General features: G+C 45.5%; 18 protein-coding genes. 11 read left to right on the top strand and 7 right to left on the bottom strand.

What is annotated here, in order from left to right; genetic code table 11:
* Positions 1 to 255 precede the first annotated feature (255 nt).
* From AC3WTP_RS15715 to rbsK, 6 genes are all read right to left on the bottom strand, one after another.
* A complete protein-coding gene (locus AC3WTP_RS15715; RefSeq protein ID WP_492395567.1) occupies positions 256 to 717 on the bottom strand; it encodes a RidA family protein in 462 nt (153 codons plus the stop codon).
* 34 nt (positions 718 to 751) lie between these two features.
* A complete protein-coding gene (locus tag AC3WTP_RS15710) occupies positions 752 to 2,386 on the bottom strand; it encodes an N-acyl-D-amino-acid deacylase family protein (protein WP_492395566.1) in 1,635 nt (544 codons plus the stop codon).
* A 46-nt stretch (positions 2,387 to 2,432) separates the two neighbouring features.
* Positions 2,433 to 3,587, bottom strand: a complete 1,155-nt coding sequence (locus AC3WTP_RS15705) for an alanine racemase (RefSeq protein WP_492395565.1) — start codon at positions 3,585 to 3,587, stop codon at positions 2,433 to 2,435.
* 109 nt (positions 3,588 to 3,696) lie between these two features.
* Positions 3,697 to 4,740: a LacI family DNA-binding transcriptional regulator gene (locus AC3WTP_RS15700; RefSeq protein WP_492395564.1), complete on the bottom strand. Its 1,044-nt coding sequence runs from the start codon at positions 4,738 to 4,740 to the stop codon at positions 3,697 to 3,699.
* A 156-nt stretch (positions 4,741 to 4,896) separates the two neighbouring features.
* A complete protein-coding gene (locus AC3WTP_RS15695; protein ID WP_492395563.1) occupies positions 4,897 to 8,994 on the bottom strand; it encodes a S8 family serine peptidase in 4,098 nt (1,365 codons plus the stop codon).
* Between the two features lie 417 nt (positions 8,995 to 9,411).
* The gene (rbsK, locus tag AC3WTP_RS15690) at positions 9,412 to 10,383 is read right to left on the bottom strand and encodes a ribokinase (protein WP_492395562.1); all 972 of its coding nucleotides are present in this window, start codon (positions 10,381 to 10,383) and stop codon (positions 9,412 to 9,414) included.
* Positions 10,384 to 10,552: 169 nt separating this feature from the next.
* Between rbsK and AC3WTP_RS15685 the strand changes: the two genes are divergently transcribed.
* From AC3WTP_RS15685 to AC3WTP_RS15650, 8 genes are all read left to right on the top strand, one after another.
* Positions 10,553 to 10,942: a winged helix-turn-helix transcriptional regulator gene (locus AC3WTP_RS15685; protein WP_492395561.1), complete on the top strand. Its 390-nt coding sequence runs from the start codon at positions 10,553 to 10,555 to the stop codon at positions 10,940 to 10,942.
* 100 nt (positions 10,943 to 11,042) lie between these two features.
* Positions 11,043 to 11,615 (top strand): FAD-dependent oxidoreductase, encoded by a 573-nt coding sequence (locus AC3WTP_RS15680; protein WP_492395646.1) that lies wholly within the window; start codon positions 11,043 to 11,045, stop codon positions 11,613 to 11,615.
* A 202-nt stretch (positions 11,616 to 11,817) separates the two neighbouring features.
* Entirely contained in the window at positions 11,818 to 12,678 is an 861-nt protein-coding gene (locus tag AC3WTP_RS15675; RefSeq protein WP_492395560.1) for a DegV family protein, read from the top strand.
* Between the two features lie 235 nt (positions 12,679 to 12,913).
* The gene (locus tag AC3WTP_RS15670) at positions 12,914 to 13,630 is read left to right on the top strand and encodes a response regulator transcription factor (protein WP_492395645.1); all 717 of its coding nucleotides are present in this window, start codon (positions 12,914 to 12,916) and stop codon (positions 13,628 to 13,630) included.
* Positions 13,627 to 14,715 carry a sensor histidine kinase gene (locus tag AC3WTP_RS15665; RefSeq protein WP_492395559.1) on the top strand — a complete coding sequence of 363 codons (1,089 nt, stop codon included), beginning with the start codon at positions 13,627 to 13,629 and terminating at the stop codon, positions 14,713 to 14,715. The genes AC3WTP_RS15670 and AC3WTP_RS15665 overlap by 4 nt, the downstream gene beginning before the upstream one ends.
* 44 nt (positions 14,716 to 14,759) lie before the next feature.
* Positions 14,760 to 15,542, top strand: coding sequence for an ABC transporter ATP-binding protein (locus AC3WTP_RS15660; RefSeq protein ID WP_492395558.1), 783 nt, complete (start codon positions 14,760 to 14,762; stop codon positions 15,540 to 15,542).
* Positions 15,514 to 17,457, top strand: coding sequence for an ABC transporter permease (locus AC3WTP_RS15655; protein ID WP_492395557.1), 1,944 nt, complete (start codon positions 15,514 to 15,516; stop codon positions 17,455 to 17,457). Before AC3WTP_RS15660 ends, AC3WTP_RS15655 begins: the two co-directional genes overlap by 29 nt.
* Positions 17,458 to 17,629: 172 nt before the next feature.
* On the top strand, positions 17,630 to 18,364 hold the full coding sequence (locus AC3WTP_RS15650; RefSeq protein WP_492395556.1) for a hypothetical protein: 735 nt from the start codon (positions 17,630 to 17,632) through the stop codon (positions 18,362 to 18,364).
* Between the two features lie 251 nt (positions 18,365 to 18,615).
* Here the strand turns inward: AC3WTP_RS15650 and AC3WTP_RS15645 are convergent, their stop codons facing one another.
* The gene (locus AC3WTP_RS15645; protein WP_492395644.1) at positions 18,616 to 19,326 is read right to left on the bottom strand and encodes a Crp/Fnr family transcriptional regulator; all 711 of its coding nucleotides are present in this window, start codon (positions 19,324 to 19,326) and stop codon (positions 18,616 to 18,618) included.
* A 597-nt stretch (positions 19,327 to 19,923) separates the two neighbouring features.
* Here AC3WTP_RS15645 and adhE point away from each other — a divergent pair.
* The 3 genes from adhE to pflA all read left to right on the top strand — a co-directional run bounded on the left by adhE (position 19,924) and on the right by pflA (position 26,091).
* Entirely contained in the window at positions 19,924 to 22,545 is a 2,622-nt protein-coding gene (gene adhE, locus AC3WTP_RS15640; protein ID WP_492395555.1) for a bifunctional acetaldehyde-CoA/alcohol dehydrogenase, read from the top strand.
* Between the two features lie 346 nt (positions 22,546 to 22,891).
* A complete protein-coding gene (pflB, locus tag AC3WTP_RS15635; protein WP_492395554.1) occupies positions 22,892 to 25,159 on the top strand; it encodes a formate C-acetyltransferase in 2,268 nt (755 codons plus the stop codon).
* Positions 25,160 to 25,341: 182 nt separating this feature from the next.
* Positions 25,342 to 26,091, top strand: a complete 750-nt coding sequence (gene pflA, locus AC3WTP_RS15630) for a pyruvate formate-lyase-activating protein (RefSeq protein WP_492395553.1) — start codon at positions 25,342 to 25,344, stop codon at positions 26,089 to 26,091.
* Positions 26,092 to 26,114 lie beyond the last annotated feature (23 nt).

Genomic DNA, 26,114 nt, shown 5'->3' with positions numbered 1-26,114 from the left:
GTGATGTCTCTTTTTTTTGTTTGTCTCGTTTTCTTTTTCTCTTTCATACTTTCTATCATTTATGCTTACACGCTTTTATGCGTTGAAGGAGTAGTAAAAAGGTATATCTACTCTACCTATTATTTTGCAATTGGTCAATTAGTAAGTATATCCATAATTAACAACTAAAAAAAGAAAACCCTTCCAACTATAACAGCTGAAAGGGTGCGGCATACATGCGGTGTTGGAGTGAAAACTTTGTTGTGAATTCGTTGGCTACTCTACTTCTACAATCATTTCTATCTCGACCGGAGTGTGAAATGGCAGATCGCTCGTGCCTATAGCAGAGCGGGCGTGCTTGCCTGCATCACCGAACACCTCAATCAGAAAGTCGGAAGCGCCGTTAATGACGTATGGCTGATCTGCAAAGCCCGGAGCACTGTTCACGAATGCGAGCAACTTGACGACCTGTTTCACGCGATCGAGAGAGCCGATTTCCATTTTAATAACAGCAAGCGCATTAATAATACATTGACGGGCGGCTTCTTGACCTTGCTCGATCGACAGGTCAGCGCCGACTTTGCCTTCATACATCAATTTCCCATCCACTCGGCAATCCATGCCAGAAGTGTAGACAAGCTGTCCCGTTCTGCGGGCGGGAAGGTAAGAGAATTTTGGTTCACCAACCTCTGGCAATGTAATCCCAAGCTCCTGCAAGCGTTGTTCTGCTCGACTCATATCTTAATCGCTCCTTCGTAATAGAATCGTATAATTAGCTGGAAAATGGGTGACTGCAGCACCTGGCAGTCCGTGCAGCACGAAGCATACCGCCCGCATGCTGGTTCAGAAATTGTCCGTGCGCCAACGTATGCTTCCCATTGACGAATACGTGAGAGAACCCGTCCGGATATTGACGTGGCTCCGCATAAGTAGCCGTATCCTGAACGGTGTCCGGGTTGAAGATCGTCAAGTCGGCGGCATAGCCGGGAACAAGCAGTCCGCGTTTGCCTAAGCGGAAACGGGAAGCGGGGAAGGAAGTTACCTTGCGAACAGCCTCCTCCAAGCTGAGCGTGCGGCGTTCACGTACGTACTTCGCAAACAATCTAGGGAAAGTACCATACAAACGCGGGTGAGGCTTGCCAGTTTCACAGTGCAAGCTGTCAGAAGCAACTAACGATTGTGAATAACGAATAACCTGTTCTACGTCGTCATCAGACATATGATAATACACGATCGTTACTTTGCCTTGCTCTTCAAGCAGCAGGTCCATCATCGCATCAATGGGATGTATTCCGCGAAGCTCAGCGACTTCGGATATCGATTTGCCTTCCAGTTCCTTATTGCGATCACTGTGAACGGCTGAGATCACGATGCTGTGCCAGCCGGTGGACGCAACGAGATTATCCCAATCTTGCTGCTCTTCGGCCAGCTCGATATGCAATCGCTTGCGGACAGCGGGCTGCTGCAGCGCTTCCATCACTCCTGCTAATCCCCCTTGCAGAATCCAAGGGGGGAGAACAGTCGTCAATGTTGTCGAGCCGGCGTCATATGGGTACACGTCGCACGTCACATCCATTCCACGGCTGCGCGCGGATTCGATCATTTCGAGCGCAGCGAGCACTTGGCCCCAGTTCCGTCTTCCTGCCGCTTTCAAGTGACTAACATGCAGCGCGACACCCGAATGCTCGGCGATCCATATAACTTCTTCGATCGATGCCAACAGATGCATGCCTTCACCGCGAATATGTGTAGATAGAATCCCGCCATATTGCGCCACCACTTTGCACAGCTCAGCAATCTCTCGTTTATCTGCGTAGCTGCCAGGGGCATACAGCAGCCCGATTGATAAACCAATTGCTCCTGCCTCCATGCCTTCGCGTACGATCGCGCGCATCGCATCGAGCTCGGTGTCGGTTGGCAGTCGGTTCTCAAAGCCCATCACACCGATGCGCAGCGCGCCGTGCGCTACAAATGTAGCCATATGCTCGGCAGGCTTAATAGCAGTGACAGCGTCCATATATTGTCCGACAGTGTTCCAGGACCACGGTTTGCTTGTGCTGCCAATTACAGGTGTAATGTATTCCATCAGCATATTTGCGCGTTCAGTCATGAATGGGGCGGGAGCTAGACCGCAGTTGCCGACGATTTCAGTCGTTACACCCTGTTGAAGCTTGATGATACTATCGGGATAATCCATAATCATGAGATCAGAATGGCAATGACCGTCGATGAAGCCAGGAGCAACGACCTCGCCGCGGGCATCCACAAGCTTACTTGCTTCGGTATTGATTGATTCGGGTGTTCCAACTTCAGCAATCATGCCATCTTTCAGGCCGATTTCTCCCCAGTACCAAGGATTGCCTGTACCGTCAGCGATTCGTGCATGCTTAATAATCGTGTCAAGCATATGTTAACCCTCCCCGGCAGATGAATAATATGCTGCGGCGCAAGGGTTACCAGCTGTGGCCCCTGGCGCTGATTGGAAGCCTACGTACTGATCCAGCATCGACAATCCAAGCTTCATTGTAAAGATTCACCGTGCTGCATATATGGTTAGGAATAATAGAGACGCGGTCTCCGATGCGAAATGGATGTCCAGGAGGAACATGAATGATGCCGTGTTCTTCGGATAAGCGCTGAAGTACAGCACTCGGCATGTCGTGGATATGGCCATAGCCTTGCAAATATAGGGGTGCTGCGTTCGGCGGTACATCTGTCGCGAATGCCTTGCTTCCGCCGTCGATGACGATCTGGTCTTCGTACGGGCAGCTCACAACGGTAGCAATGACCGACGCTGCACAATTCTGCATGGAAGCAGCTCCGAATGCAGCCTGCATGCGGTCATTGAATATGTAGGTTCCTGGACGGATCTCCGTGACACCTGGAACTTCAGCCGCATACAGTCCTGTCGGGGAAGATCCCACGCTGACATCCTGTATATCGTGTCCAGCTTCACGCAGCATGTCAGCATAGCGAGCCATCGTCCTGCCTTCGTCATGTCCTGCCATTTGCAGATCCATGGTCGGTTCACCTTGGAAGATAGCCCCGCGAAAAGTATAGATGCCGTGAAGCTTTAGATGCTGGCAGTTCGCGATATGTTGGGCCAACTCCAACATCTGTGAGGCATTAATGCCTGTTCTCCTCAAACCGGTATCAACTTCGATTCTAACTTCAATCATCAGATTGCGTGCGGCTGCGGCTTGCTCAAGTCGGTTCGCGCATTCGATACTATCAATGCCTAACAGAATCCTCGCTTCCTTCATCAGACACAATGCTCGTTTAATCTTGGATGCCGTGACTAATGGATAAGCGATGAATATGTCCTTCATACCATGAGCAACCATCACTTCAGCCTCGGATACCTTCGCAGCAGTTATTCCGCACGCGCCTTGCTCCAATTGCTTCTGTGCAAAATAAGGCATCTTGTGTGTCTTAATATGCGGGCGGAGCTTGACACCGAGCTGAGCAGCACGATCAGCCATACGGGCGACATTCGTGTCCACGCGGCACTCATCAATGAGCAGGAAAGGAGTTTCCGCTTCCAACAAGCTGAGGAAGTGCAAGTTCCCGTCGCCCCAGCTAGGTGTCAACATGCTAGAATCCGTCATCCTGAATCCTCCTTATTCATGGATTGTTTAATTTCATCTAAAAGCAACACACCCGTACCAATTGCAGCCAACTGTGATGAGGAAGCTGCTAGTACGGGTGAATATGCTGCTAGGAAAGAAGGGCAATAGGGGAAACTAACTCGGATGTACGGGAGATGACGGAATCTCGGATCTTAATCTCGCATGGCAGTGTTTCAATCCGTGGAGGGAGATTGCTGTTCATCATTCGCTCTAGCAACAGCTTGAATCCAAGCTGCCCGAATTCATATGCAGGCTGTGAGACGACAGATAAGAAGGGGTTGGCATCCTCCAGATAGCCTAATTCGTCAAAGCAAGCTACCGATAAATCTTCCGGTATACTTAGCCCTATTTCACGAGCTTCCTTCATAATGGATAGCGCCTGCAGATTGTTTGCTGCAAATATTGCAGTTGGTCTCTCATTTTCATATTCCGAAAACCAATCCTTAATCAAGTTGGACTGATTGCCTGGAATATAACTAGTCTCGGTCATGTAACGCTCTTGAATCGGAATCCCAGCTTCTACATGAGCTTCTATGTATCCAAGGCGTCTCTCTCGCGCGGTTGAAATATAATGCAGTCCATTAACGAGTCCGATGCGCGTATGACCCATCTGAATTAATCGAGATATCATCTGCTTCGTTCCTGTACGGCTGTCGCCTCGAACTGTATCCGCTTGAATTCCAGGAACTTCACGGTCCATTAGGACAAAAGGAACATTTCGCTGCTCAAGCCACTGTAAATGTTCGACTGACATATCATTGCTGGCTGCGAACAGCACCCCATCGACCTTCATCGATAAGATCATCTCGACATAATGACGTTCCTTCAACAGCTGCTCATCACTATTGCCAAACATTAGTCGGTAACCGTGCTGTAGAGCGGCGTCCTCTGCTCCGCGAGCCATCGTCGTAAAGAATGGATTGCAAATATCCGTAATTAAGAGAGAAACGACCTTACTTTCCTGCGTAACAAGACATCTTGCAATCGAATTGGGGATATAATGCATGTCATCCATCACTTGCTGTACTTTCATTCGTGTCTTCTCGCTGACACGGCCTGTCTTGTTGATGACTCGGGATACAGTCATGGCAGATACATTCGCCAATCGGGCGATATCATAAATTGTAGCCATTAGCAGCTTCTCCTACAATAGTAATTGGGTTGTATGTACAAAATATGGAAGTCACACCATATATATTTTATGTTATATTCCAGGCTGTAGCAAGGAATAAATTGTGAATAGAAAAGCCCGAACTTGCTATGCTAGCAAGTCCAGGCTCATCTTAAATTAGATATGCTTGCTCATCTTCAGGAAAGTGTACAAGATCTTAGCTGCTTCAGCGCGAGTTGTAGTACCGGTAGGATCAAACTTATTATTGCCTTTGCCGATAATCCAACCGTTTTGCACAGCATAGGCTACAGCTGCTTTAGCGTCTTTCGAGATCTTATCTTGGTCAGCAAATGTAAGCTTTGTATCAACTTTAGTCAAGTCTGCTCCAATTGCGGCTACCAGCATCTGCACCATATTTTCGCGGCTCAGCTTCTGATTCTCACCTGTTTCCTTGGAACGGGTAGACCAAGTATCGCCTTTGCCTTGAATACGGTCTAGCATCGTAGCAAACTCTGCTTGAGTAACAGCAGTGTTAGGTGAGAATTTGTTATTTCCGAGACCTTTCATGATGTTGTGAGCCGCGATGACTTCGATGAAGTCGCTTGCCCAATGCTTGCTGATATCGGTGAAGGAAACTACATTTTCAATTACTGCATAAGTACCGGATTGTGTTGTGCTGAGGATGAAGCTGCCATCCTGTTGAACCGTTTGCAGGCCAAGGTAGTTCCATACATCAGCGGACTGTTTGCTGTACGCAGTTGCTTTGCGCAGATCAGTGAATGCATCTTTAGCTGGATTCCAAGTAATTGTAACTGCAGCTTTCAGCTTGTCAGGTACATTAATTAATGTAACAAGCGGAGAAGCCATAGTCTTCTTCACAGCTCCATCAAGAGCTTTGAAGTTAACATCTTTCTCAACTGCAGCGAAGGACACTACCAAAGCACCGTCCTTGAGGAATTGCTCAAGGGCTGCAGCAGGAATCGTTATGTCAAAGCTTTTGCCGTTGATGATCAGATCTTTGCCAGACTTAATCAGCGCAGCTGAATCATCCTTGTTCAACTTGACGTTTACTTGTTCGAAAGATGTTAATGTCAAGGAAGTAAGGTCAAATGTAACAGCCTTCGACTTCTCATCTTTCAATTGCTCTTTCAGCCAGTCGGAGTTCATTGTGGCATCTGCTGTTTTACCGTCAGCAGATTTCTTTAATTGTCCTACTACTTTGACACCGGATTTAATGGCGTTATCATCTGGGCTGGTAGGGACTGTAGGAATGTAGCCATCGCCAGAACCGCCAACCTTAGCTGTTTTAGTAAATGCTGGTTTATATGAGCCGTTATCTAGCATGTCGTACACATAAACATCGATGTTGTTAGTACCATCATTCAATGGAACCTCAACAGTGAAGTTGCCTTGAGCATCTACTTTAGCAAAGTGTGGCTTACCATTCGCATCAACAGCAGCTACTCCAACAACTTGAGGAAGAGTGGTAAGATTCAAGTTGAATGAATCTTTTAGCCATCCGTTCTTAGCTAGGTCAATGAACAAATCACCTGTTATAGTACCGCTTATATTAGCTTTCTTAGTAGTAGAAGAATAGGTGAACTTTTCATTGGTATAAGTTGGAGCAGTGGTATCAGCAATGTACAATTGAGTATTGCTGTAATTATCTCCATTTACTATCTCTTTGTTTACATATGGAGTCAATAGATGAAGACCATCTTTAACGACAGTATTACCATTGCTATCACTGATGATAGAGCCATCCCATGTGAAGCTGTGGACTCCAGGTTTCAAATCTGTACCGGTATAGATTGCACCATCTTGATCCACATTTTCTCCAGTCACTATATCCAACATTTCGGATACAATATCAAACTGCTTTGCATGGGTTGCAAGCATGTACTGATAGTCGAGCTTTTCATACGAACCATCGTCGTTAGGAGAGATGACGAATGTGTTTAATCGCAGCGGACTACCGATCGTGAAAGAGAGTGGCAAGCGGATAATATCTGTTGAATCAGCTGCGTTTACCAGCTTGACAGATCCTTCATAATAGCCGTCTTTAGTGCCAGCAGGTACTATTAAGGTTACTTTAAATTCAGTTATGTCAGGCGTAACAGGATTAGCATCGTATACTAGAGTTGTCACTGAAGGTGTAAGGGATCCTGTTGCTAGTTCTTTCTGAATCGTGTATTGATAAGCAGTGCCGTCGATACTTGACAGATAGACATTCTTCGTTACTGAGTCTCCGGGTTTAACCAATCCAAAGGACAAGCTGCCCGTGATGTAGTCGGTATCATCTTCTGTGTAGACCGCATCTGTAACATCCTTCACTTTAGCGATGACATGTGCTTCAAGCACTTTGTTCAAGTCAATACGACCAGCACCTTGTGCGGAGTAGCTGTATTGTGTGCCTGTGCGATCAACCAAGTTCTTGGATGTATTCATCAGCAGTGTCTTGATGTCCATTGCACTCCAATCGCTGTTGTACTGCTTCAACAAGGCGACTGCGCCAGCAACTTGAGGTGCTGCCATACTTGTACCTGACTTCTCGCCGTATGCATTCACGTGGTTTCCGTCATATGCAGGGAGAGTGGAACGGATCGCAGTACCAGGTGCGGAAATATCAGGTTTTAAATTAAACTTTGGAAGGGCAGGTCCGCGAGAGCTGGAGTCGTTCACCAAGTCAGCTTCAAGCTTATTATTGAGTGTTACATTTAACTCTGGATCAGCTTTGAGGCTTGCTACTAATAACTCACCGTCTGCTTTACTGGCGCCCATAGCAGGGATTGTTACTTTATAGTCACCTAACGTTACGCTGCTCAGATAACCTGCAGTGTTGTTATAGATAATAACTGCTTTGGCGCCAGCTTTTTGAGCGTTAGATGCCTTTTCACCAAAAGAAAATCCCCCGCGCTGAATCAAAGCAATCTTATCCTTAACATCAATTCCTTCAAAGTCTTTAACGCTGCCTAGGCCAGCATGTACAACCGGCAATGATTGATTGACAAGATCACCAAGTTCTACGGAATTAGCTATCATATCCCCTATATAAGTTTTTCCTGATAGTGTAAAGGTGGGGCTTAATGTAGGAAGGGTAGTATTACCAACCGAGATAACGGTTTCGGCAACGGAAGGAGTTCCAGCAGTACTATGTCCTGGACCTGAGTTGCCGCTTGAAACTACAACGACGATATCTTTGAGCATCACATTGTTCAATGCTACCGCATCAGCGCTGTATTGATCGTTATCTTCCGAACCGAGCGACAGGTTGAGAACATCCATTCCATCTTCTACAGCATGTTCGATACCTGTTAGTACATTTTCGGTAGAGCCTGAACCATAAGGACCCAAGACGCGATAAGCATATAGGTCAGCTTCTGGTGCTACACCCTTCATGCCGTTCGCAACAGCACCACTACCTGCAATGATACCTGCTACATGAGTACCGTGCGTCGTTTCATAAGTACTGCCTCTTTCATTGATATGGGGCCAGTCATCAGGACGATCTTCAGGGCGAGTTTCAAATGGATCGGGATCATTATCATAAGCGTCATAGCCTTTAATATAATTGGGTTTAAGATCTGGGTGATTGTAATCCATTCCAGTATCCAATACACCTACCTTGATGCCTTCACCATGAATGTCTTTATTCCAGAATGCACCGGCACCAATATATTCAGCAACTGATTGTTCGGTTTTTAAAGCAGATGCATGCTCGACTGGAGAAGCAAACATTTCGTTGTTTGGATATACAGCCTTAACTAATGGATTAGATAGTAAGACATCAACTTTGTTGGCTGCGATCTCCATCGCCATTCCGTTGAATACCGTGTCATATGTTTGGGTAACTTGCGCTTGCAGCTGATTCTCCGTATAGCTCTGGAATTCACTTTGCTCCGTTACTATTTTAGTAAGGTGAGCAGCGAATTGATTGACATCGAAGCTTCCTTGAGCAGAGAAAGAGTTTGATTGAGACATCTTCCACTTCGCTTCATGAACGATAAGCGGATCTGTTCTTAACTCTACTATGACAGAGATCATTTCATTGCCGTCAGATTGCGGAAGAAAGCTTCGAGCAGGCAGATTAAGCCTTTGCTCCAATTCGATTGCCTTAAGTCGCTCCTTAGCTTCATCAGAAAGCTGCACGGAGGAAATATCCAAGTTAGACTTGAATGGTGCTTTAGCAGCGTTTGGTGCTGCAAGAGCAGAAGTCGAGAAGAGCGTTAGTGCTAATGAAGCTGCTAGAATGCCAGATACCCATTTTTTAAACAAATATAATTCTCCTCTCAACTCATGTAATACTTCTTAAGGGAAATAGTCATGTAGGCATCTTGGTTGCAGGAAGGTATAGCGTAAATACGAGGATTAGTTGACTCACCTCCACGAACTCGAATGACGGATGATACATCATGTGGAAGGCAAAGTGAGATGTGCGAAGTTAATATGAAGTTGATTTACCAGAATCATCCATAGGTAAAATATAGTATAATAATAGAAATATAGCAATAATTACCTTTATTACATCTGTAGTTAAATATCCCAATATACACCAAAATACACTGAAACTTGCAGACTGAATATAAAAAAACCACTGAAGCGACGTTCTTCAGTGGCTTATTCTATCACTCTTCATTTCAGTTTCTTCTAATTAATATACAAAGGGAAATGAGCCCCGATCATTCTATCATTCTATCGTTTCATCCACTGATCTAATTCGGAACGAAGCGGCATTCCGCCCTGCGCGCCGAATTTCATAACGGATAGAGCGCCTGCAGCGACCGCCCATTCCACGGCTTTATCTAAAGATCTGCCTTCGGCGAGCGCAACAGCCAGTGCGCCGTTGAATGTGTCGCCAGCACCAGTCGTATCGACGACTTCGACTTTATGGCCTTTGGTGTGGCAGATGACACCGTCGGCATTGCACCACAGAGCACCGTCTCCGCCCTTGGTCATAATGATTCGTCCTGGCATCCGGGAGATGAGCTCATGATATGCGGTATTGCTTTCGTCTGCTTTATGATCAGCTGCAGCACCGAACATCAGCATTAATTCGTGCTCGTTCGGAGTTAGCCAAGTGATGCTGTTCATCAGTTCAGGAGTCAATTGATCTGCTGGCGCAGGATTGAGCATGATCGGGACCTTGTGCTTCACTGCAATTCGTACCGCCTCAGCGACCGTATCAAGCGGAATCTCCAACTGAAGCAGCACTAAGTCGGATTCAGCTATAAGCTGCTCTTGCTCAAGGATAGCTTCAGGCTTAAGCTGGCCATTCGCACCAGGTACTACGATGATCCGGTTGTCACCGTCCGCGATCGTAATGACAGCAATGCCGGATGAAACGCCATCCAACTTGCGAATCTGCTCACAGTTGACGGATTGCTGCTCCAGATTATGAATCATATCTGCGCCGAAGCTGTCATTGCCGACACAGCCGAGCATATGTACTTCTGCTCCAAGTCGAGCGCAAGCAACAGCTTGATTAGCTCCTTTGCCGCCGCATAGTGTGAAGAAGGATTCACCGCTTACGGTTTCACCTGCTTGAGGCACAATATTCGTGATGGTGACCAAATCCATATTCAAGCTTCCGATTACGGTAATGCGCGGTCGCTTCTGTGTCAGCGTCATGTCAGCAGAGCTGCAAGTGGTATGATCAGAATTCAATAAAGTTCATCTCCTTCGTACGATTCGATATAGAAATATTGTAACTAATTTCACGAGAAAGTTCAAAAAACTTCATGCGTAGAGCTTCATTTAAGTATGTTTATTTTTTACTAAACATATGGTAAAATCTATTTGCTTACATTTTGTAAGTTGAAAGGAGGAATGAAATATGGAACAGCAGGCTGTAGGTCTGTGTCCGCGATTTGAAGCTGCATTTTGCATATTAGGTAAGCGTTGGAATGGTCTGCTTATTATGGGGCTGCTCAGCGGTCCTAAACGCTTCAAGGACATCTCCTCTCTCATACCTAGCATGAGCGACAAAATGTTGAGTGAACGGATGAAAGACCTTGAATGCGCAGGGATTGTTCAACGCAATGTCTATCCTGAGACACCAGTTCGTATAGAATACGCTCTGACTGAGAAGGGACTTGCTCTATTGCCAGTGATGCAATCGATAACGACTTGGGCAGAAGCATGGGTTGAAGATGGACAGGGAGCAGCATCACCTTGCGAACAAAGTTCTGATTCCGACACTTACAACATGGAACAATCATCTTAGACAATGTTGGTTCACATGAAAACAATTGAGGTTAATGGTAGACAAGAATGATGATCCTAATGAATTGATGCAGCTAAGGCGACAGAGAGGAATGATCGCGATGTTAGATGTTGTCATTATCGGAGCAGGACCAGCAGGGGGCAGTGCTGCTATATTTGTGGCTAAAGCCGGTAAGAAGGTAGTTGTAATTGACAATGACAAAGGTTTAACCCGCCGAGCATGGCTTGAGAATCATTACGGTGCGGAAGCGTTATCGGGTCCGGACTTGCTTGCAGTTGGAAGATCGCAGGCTGAGAAGTTTGGAGCTGTATTCGTGGATGATCGGGCGATGATGATCGAGGCCACAGCTGATGGTCTGCAAGTGAGGACGGAACAGGCTAATATCTATGAGGCGAAGCATGTGATCATCGCATCCGGTTTCGGTATGGATGTCGTGACTGCAAGCGGAATTAACACTGCTCCTGGCCGTGAGCCGAAGGTTGCAACGGTCGTTGCCATTGACAGCGACGGCCGCACTTCGATGACTGGTGTATGGGCGGCAGGTACGGGTGCCGGCACAAGCATGCATACGATCATTACGGCAGGCGATGGCGCCAAGGTTGCGATCAATGTCATCAGCGAGCTGAACGGCGAGCGTTATGTTGACCACGATGTATTCAAGCCAAACGTATAATCAAGGTGAATAAGTTAATAAGGGTTGACCTCCTGTCTCATGCTTGCGCATGAGGCAGTTTTTTGTTCGTGGAGATAAAAATTAGTAATTGTCGAATAACGCGGTAATGCCTTCTTTTAGCCGTTGTAAACCCTTCTAGACACCTATATAATAATAGAGACGGATAAGGTGATGTCGACTATATGAAAGACAGGGGATTAACATGGCCATTCATATCATTACTGACGGTAGCTCTGATCTGACTCCAGAACTTGCGGAGCAATTCGGGATTAACATAGTGCCACTTTATGTACATTTTGAACAGGGGTCCTATAATTCTAACATGGACACCGGCAATTTTTATAACAAGATGAAGGATCAAGAGGAGCTGCCCAAGACCTCAAGCCCTTCGCCTGGCGATTTTCTGAATATTTACCAATCATTGGACTCTTCTAAGGATATCCTCGTGCTATGTATGACTTCACAATTAAGCAGTACGTATAATCATGCCTTAATGGCGAAAGATTTGTATGAAGAAGAAGGTCATCCTAACCGTGTAGAGGTCATTGATTCAAAGACGGCATCCATGGGACTTGGATTGCTGGCTATTCGAGCATCGATTATGGCAAAGGCTGGGGACAGCTTGCATGAGATGCAAACAAAGCTTAAGCATTGTATTAAACAGACTCGAACTTATTTCACTCTTGATACGCTGGAGAATGTGATTCGCGGTGGACGTCTAAGTCGTATTAAAGGCACTGTAGCTTCGATGCTTAATATTAAGCTGCTGATGTGTGCGAGCGAAGAAGGTGCGATTGATATGATGGAAAAGGTGCGTGGAACACAGCGTACTCTAAAGCGGCTTATCGATAAAGTGGGTGACGCTTGGTCTCATGCGGATCGGGGTTGGGTCGCATTCGCGCATTCGAATTGCGAAGAGCGAGCTAAACAGTTTATGGACGAATTTTTGGACCAGTATCCATTTGATAATGTGATGGTCGTTAACATGGGACCTGTGATCGGTACGTATGCAGGAGAGGGCGGAATTCTCGTTACGTTCCAGGCGCCGGCGACAACTAGTTGAGATCAGCATTTTATAGCTAATAATTGAAGTACAGCTCATGGAGGGGGCCAATCACCTGGCGGGTGGAGTTGGTCTCCTTTTTGGTTCATGCTCGCCCATGAATTTGCCCATACTACAACAATATAGGAGTAAGGATAGACTTAGAAAGTTTCATGCTTCAACTATTCAATGTGAAGTGATGAGCAGATATCGTTCGTCTAATACATACTGAAATTATAAATCGGAGGAATTCATGATGTACCGTATTATGATAGTGGAAGACGATGATAAGATCGGGTCGATACTGCAAACGAGTCTTGAAAAATATGATTATCATGTCACACGAGCGACTAACTTTAGAGCGTTGGATGTTGATTTGCGCGCCGCACAACCAGATCTGATTCTATTGGACATTCATCTGCCTGCATTCGATGGATTCTACTGGTGTAGACAATTCCGCAAGACGACGAATGCTCCAATCATATTTGTATCTGCTCGAACTGGAGAAATGGATCAAGTAATGGCTATTGAAAATGGGGGCGATGACTTCATTACCAAGCCGTTTCATCTTGATGTATTGTTAGCGAAGGTGAAGGGAGTGCTTCGACGCTCCTACGGTGAGTATGCAGGTCAAGCGAACGGCAATGGCGAAGAAGTGAAGGTTCACGGACTTGTGCTGCACCGGACGAAGAACACGCTAGAGTGGCAAGATAAAAGCGTAGATTTAACAAAGAATGAAGCTCTGCTGATGGATTGTCTGATGGAGCGAGTCGATCATATCGTCTCTCGTGAAACACTGTTGGAGACCCTGTGGGACGACGTTGACTTTGTAGATGACAACACTTTAACAGTCAATGTGACTCGTGTGCGGAAGAAGATGGAGGAGATTGGGATTACGAAGGCGATCGAGACTGTTCGTGGTCAAGGTTACCGTCTACTGCCGAGCTGGACGGAAGCGGGTGAAGTTGAATGAATCCAATGTCATATCTGAAAGATCGTGCCGTGCTAATCATTGCATGGCTTTTCGCATTGATAATGTCACTCTTAGTGCTGTACCTTGATATAGAGACAGGTCAGCAGTTCGTGCGCGGTTCAAGCATCTTATACGCGTTCGTGCTTGGTTTCATCATCTTATCAGGCGGCCTCGTGTTTGACTATATGCGCCAGCGGGAATGGTATAAAGAAATGAAGAATTCATCCCAGCATAACTCCGACAGTGACTTTACCCTGTGCATGCAGAATCCAGTAACAGAGGAACAATCCTTAGTACTGGCTTTAGTGAAACGACAATACAGCGCCTATATGAATGAACTCCTCATGATGCGCCAGCAGCGGGAGCAGCACGTTCATTTTACCAACCAATGGGTTCATCATATGAAGACGCCTGTCTCGGTGCTGAATCTGATCACACAACAGAAGCCAACAGCGTTGGATGAAGAGGCCGTGGGGAACTTGCTGCAAAGCGTAAGTGAAGAGACTGAACGGCTGACGCGCGGCTTGGAAATGATGCTTCATACAGCTCGACTTGAAAAGTTCGAACTCGATCTGCGTGTAGCGCGTGTTTCCCTTCAGCATGTGATCCGACAGGTCATTAACCAGCACAAGAAATCGTTGATTCGATCTCAGATATATCCGAAAATAACGGGTGAGGACGTAGATGTAGAGAGTGATGACAAGTGGCTTCAGTTCATATTAACACAATTAATTACTAATGCGATTAAGTATTCACGGGATAAAGAGGACGCCAAGTCGATTCTGTTTCACATTGAACAGACCTCGTTTGGAGCCCTGCTGCATGTGAGTGATGAGGGGATCGGCATAGCTGGACATGACATCCCGCGTGTCTTCGACGCCTTCTTCACGGGAGAGAACGGACGCAAGGAAGGAGATGCGACGGGGATGGGGCTGTACCTAGTCAAGCAGGTGTGCGCGAGATTGGGGCATACCATTGCGGTACAATCTGTTATCGGAGAAGGAACGACATTTACGATCCGGTTTGCATCAGACTGTATTCATCGCGAATTGGGTGAAGCCGCTAATCTGGATTTTCTAACATAAACAGTTCAAACCTATGCTGATTCGTCTTGGAAAGGAGTAAGGCAATGACAACTGTGCTTCGAACGGAGCAGATTACTAAGGTATATGGGACGAAGGGGAAGATGACCTACACCGCGATAGAAGATATTAATTTGCATGTGGAAGCAGGGGAGTTCGTCGGTATTATGGGGCCGTCAGGCAGCGGCAAGACGACATTGCTTAACATATTGGCGACACTTGATAAGCCAACCTCGGGTCGATTGTTCATTAACGGTGTTAATCCGATTTCACTGTCTAATCGCAGCATTTCCCAATTCCGCCGGAAGGAACTAGGATATGTGTTTCAGGATTACAATCTGATCGAGACGCTGTCGATTAAAGAAAATATACTGCTCCCATTAGCTCTGGATAAAGTATCTCCAAAGGAGATCGAACAACGGCTCGTTCCGATAGTTCACTGGTTAGGCATAGATTCGATATTAGATAAACACATATATGAGGTCTCAGGCGGACAGATGCAGCGTGCAGCGATAGCGAGAGCGGTCATACACCGTCCTTCTCTGCTGCTTGCCGATGAATTGACGGGCAATCTGGATTCTAAGGCCGCCAAGGATGTCATGTCTCGGCTGCAAGACTTGAATGAACAGACGAACCGTACAATTCTAATCGTTACGCATGATCCGTTTGCAGCCAGCTACTGCAAGCGCGTGCTGTTTATTAAGGATGGAAGATTGTTTACAGAGATTCGCCGCGGCTCAAACCGACAGGCCTTTTTCCAACAAATATTAGACACTTTAAGTTTGCTTGGAGGCAACTTCGATGACCTTTCGTCAAATCGCATTACGTAACATACGGCAGAGCTGGCATCGATACAGCGCTTATTTCTTTAGCTGTGTGTTTTCGGTTGCGATCTTTTTCGTTTATGCCTCGTTCATCTTTCATCCCGATGTGCTAAACGATTCATTTCCAGAAGGATCGACAATCAGTAATTTGTTGTACATGTGCGAAGTGCTTATCTTCATCTTTTCAATATTTTTTGCTTGGTATTCTAGCTCTTCATTTTTGCACTCTCGCAAGCGTGAACTCGGATTGTACACCTTGCTTGGCATGAGCAAGTGGCAGCTGCGCCGCATGGTGCTCTATGAGCAGCTGTTTATCTCCTTGCTTGCGATTGGGACAGGCATTGGGGCGGGAGCATTGCTCAGCAAGCTGTTCAATATGTTTATGGGACATATCTTATATGTTAGCAGCCCCCTGCCGTTCTACTTGTCCCTGGACGCAATACAATTAACGTTTACGATGTTTCTGACACTGTTTATCGTCATTACCGTGATTTCCTTGCGTAAGATTGGCAGAACAGAAATTATAGAGCTGATTCGATCTCGACGTCACTCGAAGAAAGTCCCTTCATTCTCATGGATATTGGCGTTGTTATCCATTGCAACTATAGCTGGAGGATATTATTTAGCAGTGAATACAGGGTGGACGAATTTGGTGGTTACCTTTTTCCCGACTGTACTGTTAACGATCATAGGAACTTACTTTCTGTTCACACAGTTCAGCATTTTATTTATTCGAATACTGTCACGCAGTAAACGAATCATGTACCGTGGAACGAACCTGTTATTCATCTCTCAATCTGCGCATCGGATTCGAAGCAATGCTCGAGTATTGTTCACGATAGCGATCTTGAGTACGGTTGTACTGACAGCTACTGCAACTGTATTCGTCTTTAATTATGGTTATAAACAGTTCGTTGCAGAATCGAATCCGTATGAGTTGACGATACGAAGCGATTATAATAATCCGAAGCCTATTAAAGATGAACGAATATATGAACTGGCTGAACAATATGGTCACGAGATTACAGCTGAAGTTGAAACGAATCTCCTGGAAGGTGATCTTGAAGGAGACACTCCTTGGACATTAACGGTATCCATGATCAGTACAAGCCAGTATAACCAGCTAGCCGAGCCTTTGAATATTGAGCTTATCGAACCATTTGAAGAAGGGGCATATTGGATTGATCAGGGTTCACTTGGAGCGATGACTATGGACATGTCGGGAGTAGTTGAGAAAGGTAGTCATATACGACTCAAGCTAGCTGGAGAAGAACAGCCTCGTAGTTTCTTCATTATCGATCGCCTGAATCGGACGGTTGTTTCGGAAGCGTATGTGGCAAGCGGACTGCTGGTCATGCCCGACCCTATATTTCAAGAGATGGAACAGCGTGCTGAGGATGATTCTAAATTAACAGTGCACAATTACATGGTAAGCGAGTGGCAAGATTCTGGTCCGTTAGCTGATGCGATCATAAACGAAGCAGGGGAAAACAGTTATCTGGTTCGTAGTAGAATTGATACTATAAATAATTTCAATCAGGTCAGCTCATTAGCTCTATTTATCGGGATGTTCATCAGCTTACTGTTCTTTATTGCCACCGGCAGCATCATTTATTTCAAGCTATTCAGCGATTTGCAGGAGGATCAAGCTTTTTTCAAATCTCTAACTAGACTTGGCTTGTCCATTGAAGAGATTCGCAAGGTTGTTAATTGGCAGATGGGTCTGATCTTCTTCCTCCCTTGTTTAGTGGGAAGTATCCATACCCTAGTTGCCATGATCACATTGTGCAATCTATTGTTTGTTAATATCATACAGTATGCGCTGACCGTAGTTGGAATCTACATTGTATTTCAGTACATTTATTTCTTAATTACGAGAAAAGCGTACATGACCTTAATTATGAAGAGAATAGGTATATGACATAAAAACACTAATTATACACGGTTCTTGCCGATATTCCGGCAATATCGTGACAATTGCGAATTTTATGACATGTTTGATACTTTTTATTGGCACCATTCATGCATAATGATATTGATAAGCTTGCATATTCAGATTATTTATACATTAGGCGTGAAGGTGAGTGGAACGGATGAACAACCATCGATCTTGGTGGAAACGATTAAGCTGGTTAGGCTTAATCGGCGTAATTCTGCTTACAGGCTGCTCTCAAGCACCAGAGTCTCAACCATTAACGGCATTATCGGCTGCAGAGACGAAAACGCTGCCAGAGGTTACTGTGTTGATTGACGGGGGATCGTATGTCCCCAATATTACAAAACGAATTGCGATAGAATGGAAACAAGGCATGACTGTTAGTCAAGCATTGGCACATACAGGTATTGTAAAGCTTAAGAGTGACTCCTCTGAAATAGCTTCCGTGGGAGATATCTCTCTAGATCCGAAGATGACCTGGGGGCTCATGCTGAACGATTATGAGATTCGTCAAAAGGAAAAGCTGGCACAACCGATTAAAGAAGGTGATCAGCTTACGGTCTATGTGGAAGAGCTGGATGTAGATACGAGCAGTGCGATTATTCCGAGTGTCACGTTAATGATTGATGGGGGCACAGCGCTGCCGGATATCACCTCTACGTATGCAATGCCGCTAGAACAAGAGATGAAGTTGGTCGAAGTCTTGAAAGAGTTCGGAAACGTTAAATTGTCTGAGGATAGTAAGGATATTATTGAGATCAACGGTGTCTCGTTGAAGCAAAATTACGCTGTGCAGTTAATGATGAATGATCAACCCGTTCAGATAACGGACATGAGCGACATTCGAGTGGAACCTGATGACAATATCATCATTCAGGTATCGAAGAACTGATAAATGATTTAGTGCAGAGGCTGTTGCATATGTAGATGATTCTACCTATGGGGCAAGCCTCTTTTTCAATGGCGCTAAGCGATATCACAGTCTAATAGCGGAACGATTCATTCCTTGCGAAGATAAGCGATAAGGGGGGGCGGGGTGGGGGTAGAATATTATAGAAATAAAAAAAGCGCTGAATATGAGGAGCTACTCCTACACAGCGCTTATAAGCATATCAATCATATAAATACCATATATTATCCAGACTAGATCCGGCAGATTTCCTTCGGACACAACTCACAGTGGCATACTTCCTGCAGCTGCTCAAGCTCACGAATGACGATCATACCGTTGTCATATTCGATCACACCGCGTTTGCGCAGATCGCTGAGCATCCGGTTAACGCTTTCGCGAGTAGCCCCGATCATGTTGGATAGATCTGTATGCGTAATCTTCTTATTAATCAGAATGCCGCCATCATCTAGGTCTTGACCGTAAGTGTTGGACAGTCGAATAAGCGTGGAGCATAGCGCGCCTGGTTTACCATACATCATCAGATCGCGGAATTTAGTTTGAGTCAGTCGATGGTGAATTCCCATCCATTTCATAAAGTCGATCGAGAAGTCGCAATGCTGACAGATCAAGACTTCAATATCACGTTGTTCGATAACGCCAACTTCGCCTTCCTCGATAACTTCCGCGGTGAAGCTATGCTTCGTGCTGTGGAATGGATCGACTTGACCGACAAGGTCTCCAGCTTGATACATGTAGAGAATCAATTCTTTCCCTTCATCTGTTGACTTTGTGATCTTAACACGTCCACTCTTGAGCAAGAACAATTTATCGGCAGTGTCCCCTTCCCAAAACAGGTGAGAGCCTTCAGGGTATGTCCGATCTTTAGATAAAGATATTAGATGTTCCTGATTCTGTTCCGAGAAGCATGAAATATTACAGTGTTCGTGGAATTGCTCCTTCATATGGTCCACTCGGTTTCCCTCCTATATGTTCAAGGTTGGTTCTCATATTCGCGAGCTGTTAACTATCGCATACAAACCTTGTGACATGTTTCACTTTTTTTATTCTTTACCTCTATATTGAGCGTTAAGAACGTAATTGTCAATTTCTTTAGCGATTTTATTTATTTACAGTCCAAAAAAGTGCGGTGATATTAATCACTTTTGACAAATTTTCATGAAAAGGTATAATTAGGTAAATTGATATAACGATTGTTAAAAACAGTTTGTGTCCCAGGTTGATTAAATACACCTTGTTCTTTTTACAATAGAATACATCTTATGGGTGATGACTTTATAGGAAGACTTGATGATGTTTCTTCATTCTTATTATAGCAATTACAGCAGTGAAAGCGCATGCATTTTGAATATTTTAAAAAAATGATGTTTTTAATGAAAATACGTGAAAAATATCACATACCCCAAGGTTGCGATCGTTTATGATTACATTGTGAAAACAATCACAAAACAAAAGACTTTGACACTCATATATAGATGGATGATACTGGAGTAGAAGTACAAATGGTGTTGAAGTCAAAGTAATTTATATGGAGGCGGAGAATGATGGCGAAGACCGAAGTGAAACCAACTGTAGAAAACAAAGAAAATCAAGTTGCAGCACACATTCAACAGCTCATTGACAACGCAAAGAAAGCTCATGAAGAATTCATGAAGATGAATCAAGAGCAGATCGACACGATTGTACAGCAAATGGCGCTAGCTGGACTTGATAAGCATATGTATCTGGCTAAAGCAGCAGTTGAAGAAACGAAGCGCGGTGTTTACGAAGATAAGATCACGAAGAACATCTTTGCTACCGAGTATATTTATCACAACATTAAATATAGCAAAACGGTAGGCGTTATCGAAGAGAATGACTTTGATAACTGCATCCAAATCGCTGAGCCGGTCGGTATCGTAATGGGTATCACACCAGTAACAAATCCAACTTCTACAACTATGTTCAAATCGCTTATTTCCATCAAGACACGCAATCCGATTATCTTTGGCTTCCATCCATCAGCACAGTTCAGCAGCTCGGAAGCGGCACGCATCCTGCGTGAAGCAGCAGTCAAGTACGGCGCTCCTGAACATTGTATCCAATGGATCGAGATTCCATCCATGGAAGCTACCAATGAATTGATGAACCACCCTGACGTCGCTTTGATTCTGGCAACAGGCGGTTCTGGAATGGTTAAAGCAGCATACAGCTGCGGTAAGCCAGCTCTCGGCGTAGGCCCAGGTAACGTACCATGCTTCATCGAGAAGAGCGCTAAGATCGATCAGGCTGTAACAGACTTGATCCTTTCCAAGACATTTGATAATGGTATGATCTGTGCTTCTGAGCAAGCTGTAATTATTGAAGAGCCGATCTACAACGAAGTGAAAAAGATGATGCAGCAAAACGGCTGCTACTTTACCAATAAAGAAGAAACAGTTAAACTGCAAGGTCTTGCCATGAAATCTGGCACTTGCGCAGTGAATCCGACAATCGTTGGTCAACCAGCAGTGAAGATTGCTGAGCTTGCAGGCTTGAAGGTTCCGGCAGACACGAAGATCCTGGTTGCTGAGATAGATGGAGTAGGACCAAACTTCCCGTTATCTGCTGAGAAATTGAGCCCGATCCTTGCATGCTATAAAGCTAAAAATGCGGACGCTGGTATTGAGCTCGCAGCTGAAATCGTACAATTCGGCGGTATGGGTCACTCTTCAGTAATCCACTCCCGCAATGATGAAATTATCAATAAATTCGGTAATCGATTGCAAACTGGACGGATTCTTGTCAACTCTCCATCCACTCATGGTGCGATCGGTGATATATACAATACGAATATTCCATCTCTGACACTTGGCTGCGGATCTTATGGACGCAATTCCACTTCCAACAACGTAACATCTGTCAATCTCATCAACGTGAAACGGGTGGCGAAGCGTACTGTGAACATGCAATGGTTTAAAGTTCCTAACAAAATTTATTTTGAAAAAGGCTCTACACAATACTTGGAAAAAATGCCTGACATCAATCGCATCATGATCGTTACTGACCCAATGATGATGAAGCTCGGCTACGTTCAAAAATTGGAGCACTACTTGCTGAAACGCCGCAATCCAGTTCAAATCGAGATCTTCTACGATGTTGAGCCAGATCCGTCCACTAACACGGTGAAGCGCGGTACTGACATGATGAACCGATTCAAACCAGACTGCATCATTGCACTTGGCGGCGGTTCTCCAATGGATGCTGCGAAAGCCATGTGGCTGTTCTACGAATACCCGGATACAGACTTCAATAACTTGAAGCAGAAGTTTATGGATATTCGCAAACGGACTTATAAATATCCAGTGCTTGGTCAAAAAGCGAAATTTGTTGCGATTCCAACAACTTCGGGTACTGGTTCTGAAGTAACATCGTTCGCTGTAATTACGGATAAGGAAAATGGTCATACTAAGTATCCGCTTGCTGACTATCAATTGACTCCAGATGTTGCCATCATCGATCCAGAGTTTGTATACAGCTTGCCGCGTGTAGCAGTCGCAGATACAGGTATGGACGTGCTGACTCATGCGATTGAAGCATACGTATCTGTAATGGCTAGTGATTATTCCGATGCGCTTGCTATCAAAGCGGTCCAATTGGTATTCGAAAACTTGGTTAAATCAGCTAACGAAGCAGATCCAGTCGCTCGTGAGAAGATGCACAATGCTTCGACGCTCGCTGGTATGGCGTTTGCGAATGCGTTCCTCGGCATTAACCATAGCTTGGCGCACAAATGGGGTGCTCAATACGGTACGCCTCATGGACGTACGAATGCGATCCTGCTGCCGCACGTTATCCGTTACAACGCGAAGAAGCCAACGAAGTTTGCTTCCTTCCCTAAATATGATCATTTCGTAGCAGATAAGCGCTATGCAGAAATTGCGCGCATCCTTGGATTGCCATGCCGCACGACTGAAGAAGGCGTGAAGAGCTTGATCGAAGCGGTCCGAGACTTGAACCGTCAACTGGGCTTGCCGCAAACATTCCAAGAAACCGGCTTCGACGCGAAGGAATTCGAAGCAGGCGTTGACAGCTTGGCTGACCGCGCATTCGAAGACCAATGTACAACAGCTAATCCGAAGATGCCGCTTGTAACAGAGCTGGCAGACATATACCGTGATGCTTTCTACGGTCGCTTTGAGTAAGAATTGCTAATGGATTCATCCACCTCTTTAATATAGCTATTGGCAGCAGACATCATGTCTGCTGCCCTTTTTCAACATATTGGATGATGGTAAATTTACCACTTCGCTAGGTTTGAGATTAATTTCACAAAATTGATGCATTTCGTGTGATGTAAAGCATGCTTGAGGTGTTTCATTGTGATTTTCATCACATTGTATAGCGATTGTAGGGAGTACAATAGTCTCATAGCAAGGAAATGCTGCAGCAGCCAGAGAAGAACCAAGCTTATCGATGCGGTTGCGTTCCTTGTGAATAGAGGTTAGATTTATATTATAGATAGAAAACCTACTTAACGGAGGGATTTCGATGTCGGTATTAGAAAAGAACGTTACAGAAACAGAAGCAGTAAACCCATGGCGCGGGTTTAAAACAGGCAAATGGCAAAGACATATCAATGTCGCTGATTTCATCGATCACAACATTAACCCGTACTACGGGGATGACAAGTTCTTGGCAGGCGCTACTCAAGATACAAAAGACCTATGGGCAATCGTCAGCCAGCTTTCCAAAGAAGAGCGTGAGCGCGGCGGCGTATGGGATGTTGATGTAAATACTCCATCCACAATCATTTCCCATAAGCCTGGTTACTTGGATCAAAGCAAAGAGAAGATCGTCGGTGTTCAAACAGATGCACCTTTCCGTCGTTCTTTGCAACCATTTGGCGGTATCCGCATGATGATCGACGCTTGTAAGGCATATGGCTTTGAAGTGCCTGAAGAGATCGTAGACATCTTTACACATATTCGTAAAACACATAACCAAGGCGTATTCGACGGTTATACATCTGATATGCGCGCTGCTCGTAAAGCGGGTATCATCACAGGCTTGCCAGATGCTTATGGCCGCGGCCGTATCATCGGTGACTATCGTCGTGCAGCATTGTACGGTATCGACTTCCTAATCAACGAGAAGAAGCAAGTTTTGAAAGATCTTGAAGTTGCAGAATTGCTTGAAGAAGTTATTCGTGACCGCGAAGAAATCAATGAGCAAATTCGTGCTCTGCAAGAGCTGAAGCAAATGGCTGAAATGCACGGCTTCGATATGGCTAAGCCTGCAGCAAATGCGAAAGAAGCGTTCCAATTCGTGTACTTCGCATACCTTGCAGCAATTAAAGAGCAAAACGGTGCAGCAATGTCCCTTGGCCGCGTATCGTCCTTCTTGGATATCTACGTTGAGCGCGACTTGAAAGAAGGTACATTGACTGAAGAGCAAGCTCAAGAGCTGGCTGACCACTTCGTTATGAAGCTTCGTCTCGTTAAGTTCTTGCGTACACCTGAATACAACCAATTATTCTCTGGTGACCCAACTTGGGTAACGGAATCCATCGGTGGTATGCAATTGAACGGCAAGACTCGCGTAACGAAGAACAGCTTCCGTTTCTTGCACACACTGTACAACCTGGGACCAGCTCCAGAACCTAACTTGACTGTATTGTGGTCTGAGCAGCTGCCAGAAGCATTCAAGAAGTTCTGTGCGAAGGTATCCATTGAAACTTCTGCAGTTCAATACGAAAACGACGACCTGATGCGTCCAATCTACGGTGATGACTACGGTATCGCTTGCTGCGTATCCGCAATGCGTATCGGTAAGCAAATGCAATTCTTCGGCGCTCGCGCGAACTTGGCAAAATGCTTGCTGTATGCAATCAACGGCGGTGTAGACGAGAAATCCGGCGCTCAAGTTGGTCCTAAGTATCGTCCAATCACGTCTGAAGTTCTGGACTACAAGGAAGTAATGGCGAGCTTCGAAAACATGATGGAATGGCTTGCACAGCTGTACATGAACACATTGAACGTTATTCACTACATGCATGATAAATACTCTTACGAGCGCATTGAAATGGCTCTGCATGATAAAGAAATTCTGCGCACAATGGCATGCGGTATCGCAGGTCTGTCCGTAGTGGCTGACTCCTTGTCCGCAATCAAATACGCTAAAGTTAAGCCGATCCGTAACGAACAAGGCATCGCAGTTGACTTTGAAGTTGAAGGCGAATTCCCTTGCTACGGTAACAACGATGATCGTGTTGACAGCATCGCTGTTGAACTCGTTGAGAAGTTCATGACGATGATTCGCAAGCATAAAGCTTACCGCAATGCATTGCCAACACAATCGATCCTGACAATTACTTCGAACGTTGTATACGGTAAGAAGACAGGTACAACTCCAGATGGTCGTAAAGCTGGCGAGCCGTTTGCACCAGGTGCGAACCCAATGCACGGACGCGATAGAAAAGGTGCTCTTGCATCCCTTAGCTCTGTAGCTAAGCTTCCATACGATTACAGCTTGGATGGTATCTCCAATACGTTCTCTATCGTGCCTAAAGCACTTGGTAAAGAACTGGATAGCCGCCAATCCAACCTGGTATCGATGATGGATGGTTACTTTGGCCAAGGCGCTCATCATCTGAACGTTAACGTGTTTGATCGTGAGCAGCTTCTTGACGCTATGGATCACCCAGAGAACTACCCGCAATTGACGATCCGTGTATCCGGTTATGCGGTTAACTTCATCAAGCTGACTCGTGAGCAGCAAATGGACGTTATCCATCGTACATTCCACGGTTCGATGTAATAAAAATGCTGGAGAGTCTGCCGCGCATACATGCAGGTAGATACTACGGAGCATTCTAATTAGAAAGGGCGCTGTCGATCCGAATAAACGTTCCGCCAGGTCGTTTGTTTGGCTCGTAGCGCTCTTTCTGTCCTATTCTTGTATAATAAGCGGTATAGGTTAGACAGAAGGGAATTGTGATAATGATGATTGGACGCATTCATTCCGTAGAAACATTCGGTACCGTTGATGGACCTGGTATACGCTTTATACTGTTCATGCAAGGCTGCGCTCTTAAGTGCCAGTACTGCCATAATCGAGACACATGGAGCCTATCCGATACTGACGGCAAGGGGATGTCGATTGACGAAGTGCTCGCTGAAATTGAGCCGTATCTTAGCTACTATCGTACTTCCGGCGGCGGTCTAACGGTATCCGGCGGTGAGCCGACACTTCAGGCGGATTTCGTTAAGGAACTGTTCAAGCAAGTGAAAGAGCGCTGGGACCTCCATACGACGCTTGATACGAACGGCTTCAACGAAGTATCGAAGCTTGAGGAGCTGTATAACAACACAGATCTGGTTCTCCTCGATATCAAGCATATCGATAATGAAAAGCATCAAGAACTTGTTGGAGTTCCGAACCTGCGCACGCTGGAAACAGCACGCTGGCTGTCTGACCACGGCAAGAAGATGTGGATCCGTCACGTCTTCGTACCGACGAAGTGCGATGATGAGCAGGATCTGTTGAACTTAGGACGATTCATTGGTTCACTCAAAGGCGTAGAGAAATTTGAGCTGCTTCCGTACCACCAGATGGGTATCTACAAGTGGGCTGAGCTTGGCGAGAAGTATCCGCTGGAAGGTGTCCCTTCACCGACAGAAGAGGAAGTTGAGCGTGCGAAGCGCTTGATCGAACAAGGGCGCCAAGAAGCTGAAGCGACAATGCAATAATAATTGGATATGAGACACAGTTT

The sequence above is a fragment of the Paenibacillus sp. EB106-04-04-XG159 genome (genome assembly GCF_058791835.1).
Note: the sequence above shows the minus strand (reverse complement) of the source record. Positions and strands in the feature narration are given on the sequence as shown.

Excerpts from the sequence above, each read along its gene's own strand:
- AC3WTP_RS15715 (WP_492395567.1), bottom strand. The coding sequence starts at position 717 with ATGAGTCGAGCAGAACAACGCTTGCAGGAGCTTGGGATTACATTGCCA.
- AC3WTP_RS15670 (WP_492395645.1), top strand. The coding sequence starts at position 12,914 with ATGTACCGTATTATGATAGTGGAAGACGATGATAAGATCGGGTCGATA.
- AC3WTP_RS15710 (WP_492395566.1), bottom strand. The coding sequence starts at position 2,386 with ATGCTTGACACGATTATTAAGCATGCACGAATCGCTGACGGTACAGGC.
- AC3WTP_RS15680 (WP_492395646.1), top strand. The coding sequence starts at position 11,043 with ATGTTAGATGTTGTCATTATCGGAGCAGGACCAGCAGGGGGCAGTGCT.
- AC3WTP_RS15675 (WP_492395560.1), top strand. The coding sequence starts at position 11,818 with ATGGCCATTCATATCATTACTGACGGTAGCTCTGATCTGACTCCAGAA.
- AC3WTP_RS15700 (WP_492395564.1), bottom strand. The coding sequence starts at position 4,740 with ATGGCTACAATTTATGATATCGCCCGATTGGCGAATGTATCTGCCATG.
- AC3WTP_RS15655 (WP_492395557.1), top strand. The coding sequence starts at position 15,514 with ATGACCTTTCGTCAAATCGCATTACGTAACATACGGCAGAGCTGGCAT.
- adhE (WP_492395555.1), top strand. The coding sequence starts at position 19,924 with ATGATGGCGAAGACCGAAGTGAAACCAACTGTAGAAAACAAAGAAAAT.
- AC3WTP_RS15685 (WP_492395561.1), top strand. The coding sequence starts at position 10,553 with ATGGAACAGCAGGCTGTAGGTCTGTGTCCGCGATTTGAAGCTGCATTT.
- AC3WTP_RS15705 (WP_492395565.1), bottom strand. The coding sequence starts at position 3,587 with ATGACGGATTCTAGCATGTTGACACCTAGCTGGGGCGACGGGAACTTG.
- AC3WTP_RS15650 (WP_492395556.1), top strand. The coding sequence starts at position 17,630 with ATGAACAACCATCGATCTTGGTGGAAACGATTAAGCTGGTTAGGCTTA.
- AC3WTP_RS15645 (WP_492395644.1), bottom strand. The coding sequence starts at position 19,326 with ATGAAGGAGCAATTCCACGAACACTGTAATATTTCATGCTTCTCGGAA.
- AC3WTP_RS15665 (WP_492395559.1), top strand. The coding sequence starts at position 13,627 with ATGAATCCAATGTCATATCTGAAAGATCGTGCCGTGCTAATCATTGCA.
- pflA (WP_492395553.1), top strand. The coding sequence starts at position 25,342 with ATGATGATTGGACGCATTCATTCCGTAGAAACATTCGGTACCGTTGAT.
- pflB (WP_492395554.1), top strand. The coding sequence starts at position 22,892 with ATGTCGGTATTAGAAAAGAACGTTACAGAAACAGAAGCAGTAAACCCA.
- AC3WTP_RS15660 (WP_492395558.1), top strand. The coding sequence starts at position 14,760 with ATGACAACTGTGCTTCGAACGGAGCAGATTACTAAGGTATATGGGACG.